Source organism: Photobacterium sp. OFAV2-7, assembly GCF_022347985.1.
In the GTDB taxonomy this organism is placed as follows: domain Bacteria; phylum Pseudomonadota; class Gammaproteobacteria; order Enterobacterales; family Vibrionaceae; genus Photobacterium.
The window spans coordinates 1-5,622 of the sequence record NZ_JAKRFQ010000283.1 but is presented as its reverse complement, the minus strand read 5'-3'; the positions used below and the strand labels follow the sequence as shown (position 1 = coordinate 5,622).

Sequence of the window (5,622 nt, the reverse complement as noted above, 5' to 3'; positions counted from 1 at the left end):
TAGTACCAACACCATGATCTTCCAAAACCGCAATGGGTTACGTTGGATCAAAGGTGACTCTTTCAACTCTTTAAGTATTTTCTGGTTAGGGGTTGATAAATCCTGAATAAATTCAGAAATGACTTGATAGCGTATATCAGGAGAAGGGTGACAGGCTTTCTTTAATACCAGGTTTAGCCATGCCGGTAAATCAGTTCTGTATTTAGTTGCCGGGATATATTGATAGTAATGAGGCTTTATTCCATCAAATACCTGAGAATGTCGAGAGCGGTATGGCAATTTTCCGGTCAACATTTCATATACAATCACCCCAACGGAAAATAAATCCGTGTAGGCTGTCGCTTTTTCGCCCGCCAAATATTCGGGAGCGATATAGTCTGTTGCGCCAACAGGAACGTCCTCAGTGATGACAGTGGAAATTTCATCGAAACCTTCCGCCTGTGCCGTACCAAAATCAATTAACACTACCCTGCCATTCTCGGTCAGTATAATATTCTCAGGCTTTAAATCGCGGTGGACGATACCCATTCGCTGAAAGAAACGAATTGGCTTTACTATTTCAGCTGCCACCTGACGTACTTTCTCCAGGCTCGGTGCCGGATTATCAATCATCCACTGCCTGAGTGTTTTGCCTTCCACATAATCACAGACATGGTACAAAAACGGCGATGCATCGGCATAGGGGTGGATTTTCATCACCGACGGGTGATCAATTTGCCTTCCAACCCACCCTTCCCGGATAAACCCCTGCAGATAGACAAAATCATCCGCAAAGTTCGGTGAAGGTGCCTTCAATACATAGCATTTTTTATCAAAGTGGCTCTTGGCCAAATAGACATGGCTCCGGGTACCGCTGTGCAACACCCTTAGAATTTCATAGTGATCGATCCGATTCCCTTCGGCCAGTACCGGAGGAATGACCCTTTGTGTCAATTGTCTGCTCACCTCTTGCAGATCCTCTTGCGGCAACGCGTCAATTTTCACCAACAGGCAAGTAAGGTTGTCATCACTACCATTTTTCATGGCGTACTGCACGATAAGATGCGCCAACTCTTCGGCTGTCAGCTCCGTTCGCGATAGCAGTGCTTCTAGCTCTTGTTTGCTCAGCCAATCATGCAGGCCGTCGGTGGTCAGTACCAGTATATCGTCTACCTCGACAGGCTCCTGCTGGTAATCCACATCCAGCCGACTATCCATCCCCAGCGCCCGGGTCAGGAAATGACTTCGCCCGCCTTGCTTACGACTGTGATCCTGTGTGAGCTGAACAAGTTTCCCAGCCCGATAACGGTAAATTCGACTGTCACCAACATGAAGCAAATGCGCGGTATTGGATTTGACAATTACACTGCTGAAAGTACTCACCAGCCCGTTATGTCGCAGATCACTTTGCAGCCCATGATGATATAACCAGCTGTTCAGCCCGGTTAGCACCTTAGCCGCTGACTTTCTGACTCCCCAGCTATTCGGTGTACTGTAATAGTCATCGATAAACTGCGTCACACTGGTATGGCTGGCCTGTTGTCCGTTATCACTGCAGCTGACGCCGTCTGCAATGCATGCCACCACTCCCTTATACTTGGCGACATTTTTACGCACCGCATGTTTCGCAGCAAAAGCGTCTTGATTGGCTTCCCGGCAACCGGCACTGGAAAAGCCCCCTACCGAAACCTGTAACTCTTCAGCCACAGCCTGCGAGATATCCATTGTCTCTGCCATCGTTATATCCTTGTACGACTGAGTGGCAGCCTCTCAAAGAAGGCCACCACTACATTACCCATCATCTAGTTAGAGGTTTGGCATCTAGCTTTTGGCGACATCAATCATGGTGACGCTGCCATCTTCATTGATTTCCGCAATCTGGCCAGAAGGCTCTTCCATCATCAGCAAGGTGACAAAACCAATTACCGCCGTTGCCGCAATGACATAGAAGAAGGTGCTGTAGTCCACCAGTGACAAAATCGTGAGATAACAAACAGCACCAACGTTACCGTACGCCCCTGTCATCCCGGCTATCTGACCTGTCATACGACGCTTGATCAGAGGCACTGTTGCAAATACCGCTCCCTCACCCGACTGAACGAAGAACGAACAAGCCATAGCCGCTGCGACTGCCAGCCACACCGGCCAGCTTCCATCTACCTGTCCCATCAGGAAGTAACCCGCCGCCAGTCCGGCAGTTAAAATCAGCAATGTCGGCTTACGGCCAAACTTGTCGGAGATCCAGCCGCCGCCCGGTCGTGACATCAGGTTCATGAATGCATAGGCAGATGCCACCATCCCGGCCATTACCGGAGTCAGCTCGAAGGTATCTGAGAAAAACAACGGCAACATCGAGACAACAGCCAGCTCCGAGCCAAAAGTAGCGAAATAGAGCACATTTAAAATGGCAACCTGCTTGAATTTATACTGGTGTATTTCTGGGACTGGTTCTTTGAATACCGTCTTGTTGACCTTCCAAGCCTGGCTGATCTCGTAGCAATAAATCAGGGTAAGCAACACGTAAATGCCGTTAACCATCTCACTGCTAAGCATAGACACACCGCTTGGTGATAGTTTCCAAGCCAATAGCGCCAGGGCACCATACATCGGCAACTTCATTAGCAGCAATAAGAAGAAATCGCCTTTAGAGGTTACTTCCATGGCCCCTAAGTTCTTAGGCTTGAAATATGTCGCCCCTTTTGGGGTATCGGTAACATTGATATAAAAGATATAGGAAAAAATCAGGCTCATGGCACCAGTGATCGCCATCGCGTAACGCCAGCCATCCTCACCACCAAACATCACTGCAACAGTCGGCAGCGTAAAAGCAGCCGCAGCAGAACCAAAGTTACCCCAGCCACCATATATTCCTTCCGCGGTGCCCAGTTCGTTATGAGGGAACCATTCCGACACCAGTCGGATCCCCACAACAAAACCAGCACCGATAAGCCCGAGGGCAAAACGTGCTATTGCTGCCTGGACAAAGCTATCTGCAAAGGCAAAAACAAAACAGGGGATAGAGCAGATTGCCAGCAGCGCCGAATAGACGATCCGGGGGCCATATTTATCAGTTAACATCCCGATAATAACCCGAGCCGGTATCGTAAAGGCGACATTCAGAATTAACAGAGTCTTGATCTCTGCCGTAGTCAGGCCGAGTGATTCTTTTACCGCCTGGAGCAAGGGCGCAAAGTTAAACCACACGACAAAAGTGATAAAAAAAGCAAACCAGCTAAAATGAAGGATCTTCATTTTGCCAGTCATGGAAAATATGTTGAACTTACCTGTATCTGTCATTATTCGATTCCTTTATTGACTCACTGATAAGTTATCTGCAGTTATCATGCCACAAATTAAAAACAATTAATAACAACCACTTAAACACAATAACCACAACAAAAGCGGACTTCAAAAGATAACAATCATAATATTGGTGCGTGAGTGCACCATTTACTGGCATTTACCCTATTTTTCTTATGGCTTTTGTACTTTTTTGCCTACGACCAATACCCTTAAAATAGGCTCACTGAGACGTTTTAATATAAAAAATGGAGCCAAATAGCTCCATTTTTATATAGTTAGCGAAAAACAACCATTATATTTGCAACTGGATTTCCCCTTCTTCTACTCGCACCAGGTAGGTTTTTAAGCTGAATTGAGGATCCTCAAGGCATTCACCGGTCGTTAAACTAAAGTGTTGCTTATAGAGCGGGGATGCCACTACCGCCTCTCCTTCGACTGAGCCGATAATCCCTCTCGACATCACGTTGGCATCACCAATCGGATCATAATTTGACAGGGCGTAGACAGACTGACTCCTGCCACAATAGAAAATGGCCACCTGCTCGTCATCCACCAGGGCACATACACCAGTGTTCTTCACCAGATCACTGCGTTTACAGATAGTTTGCCACTTTTCTTCCAGTACCGGCTTTTGAGTTGCCGGCTCAATAATTACCTGTTCCATCATTCCCTGCTCCTATTCAGTTACATCGACAATTTCAATCTGCTCAAACTTGTTTCTCGGTCGGCGCTGCCCTCTCTCGGTCACGTAGCTGAGCTTGTTATCCGGTGCCTCGCTATTAACGAAATGCTGGAAGCGTTTGAGTTTCTCAGGAGAATCCAGGGTTGTCTTCCATTCACACTGATATTGGCTGAGGTTATGCGCCATTTCACGCTCCAGCTCCTCAGCAATGCCTAGCTTGTCTTCAATCACAACTTGTTGCAGGTAGTCCAAACCTCCCTCAAGATTTTCCAGCCATACCGAGGTACGCTGGAGGCGATCTGCAGTCCGGATATAGAACATCAAAATACGGTCGATATAGGTCACTAGCGTTTTGTCGTCCAGATCAGCCGCAAACAAATCGGCATGACGTGGACGCATACCGCCATTCCCGCATACATAAAGGTTCCAGCCGTTCTCTGTCGCAATCACACCGATGTCTTTAGACTGCGCTTCGGCACACTCGCGAGTACAACCCGATACTGCAAACTTCAATTTGTGGGGCGCACGTAACCCCTTGTAGCGGTCTTCCAGTTCAATCGCAAAACCCACACTGTCCTTCACACCGTAGCGACACCAGGTGCTCCCGACACACGACTTGACCGTTCGCACCGATTTACCGTAGGCATGGCCGGTTTCGAAACCGGCATCAATAAGCTTTTGCCAGATTAGCGGTAATTCATGTAGCTGCGCTCCAAACAGATCCACCCGCTGGCCACCAGTGATCTTGGTATACAAATCAAACTCTTTGGCCACCTCGCCGAGTACGATCAGCTTATCCGGGGTGATTTCCCCACCAGCGACTCGAGGCACGACCGAATAGGTACCGTCTTTTTGCATATTGCCAAGGAAAATATCATTGGTGTCCTGCAGACCGATATGCTGCTCATCCAGCACATAATCGTTCCAGAATGAGGCCAAAATAGAACCTACTGTGGGTTTACACACATCGCAGCCCAAGCCCTGCCCATACTCATCCAGTAACTGATCAAAGGTTTTAATCTGCTTGACCCGAACAATATCGGCCAACTCCTGACGCGAGTAGGCAAAGTGCTCACAAAGATGGTTATTAATCTCGAAGCCGAGGCTTGCCAGCTCGGCATCGAGCACCTGCTTGGCCAGCGCAGAGCAACCGCCACACCCTGTCGATGCCTTGGTGCTCCCTTTCAGGCTGGCCATATCAGTACACCCGTCAGCCACGGCCTGCTTGATATCTGCCTTGGTGACATCAAAACAAGAGCAGATCTGCGCACTGTCAGGCAACGCCTCCACACCCATGGTCGCCGCCCCCTCTTCATCGCCTATCGCTGGCAATAGCAGTACGGCAGGATTTTCCGGCAACGGCATGTCATTGAGCTTCATCTGCAGCAAACTGCTGTATGCCTCAACATCCCCGACCAATACGGCCCCAAGGATCTTCTTGCCATCCTGAGACACAATCAGCCGCTTATAGACCTGCTCTATTTCATCGTTAAAGGTATACGACTGCGCGCCCGGCGTATTACCGTGGGCATCGCCTATACTGGCCACATCAACCCCCAGCAATTTCAGCTTGGTGCTCATATCGGCACCGGTAAACGCGTTCTGAGCTTCACTCCCCTGCTTCTCACAAAATTGCGAAGCGACAACCTTCGCCATCT

Annotated in this window: 4 protein-coding genes; all 4 read right to left on the bottom strand. The window is 48.7% G+C overall.

Annotated elements, in window-relative coordinates:
- A partial coding sequence (locus MHN01_RS14695; protein WP_239412030.1) for a bifunctional protein-serine/threonine kinase/phosphatase occupies window positions 1–1,716 on the bottom strand: 1,716 nt, incomplete at its 3' end.
- Window positions 1,717–1,800: 84 nt separating this feature from the next.
- On the bottom strand, window positions 1,801–3,276 hold the full coding sequence (locus MHN01_RS14690; RefSeq protein ID WP_239412029.1) for a NarK family nitrate/nitrite MFS transporter: 1,476 nt from the start codon (window positions 3,274–3,276) through the stop codon (window positions 1,801–1,803).
- 298 nt (window positions 3,277–3,574) lie between these two features.
- Window positions 3,575–3,946, bottom strand: coding sequence for a nitrite reductase small subunit NirD (nirD, locus tag MHN01_RS14685; RefSeq protein WP_239412031.1), 372 nt, complete (start codon window positions 3,944–3,946; stop codon window positions 3,575–3,577).
- Window positions 3,947–3,958: 12 nt separating this feature from the next.
- The coding region (gene nirB, locus MHN01_RS14680; protein WP_239412028.1) for a nitrite reductase large subunit NirB at window positions 3,959–5,622 on the bottom strand (1,664 nt) is incomplete at its 5' end.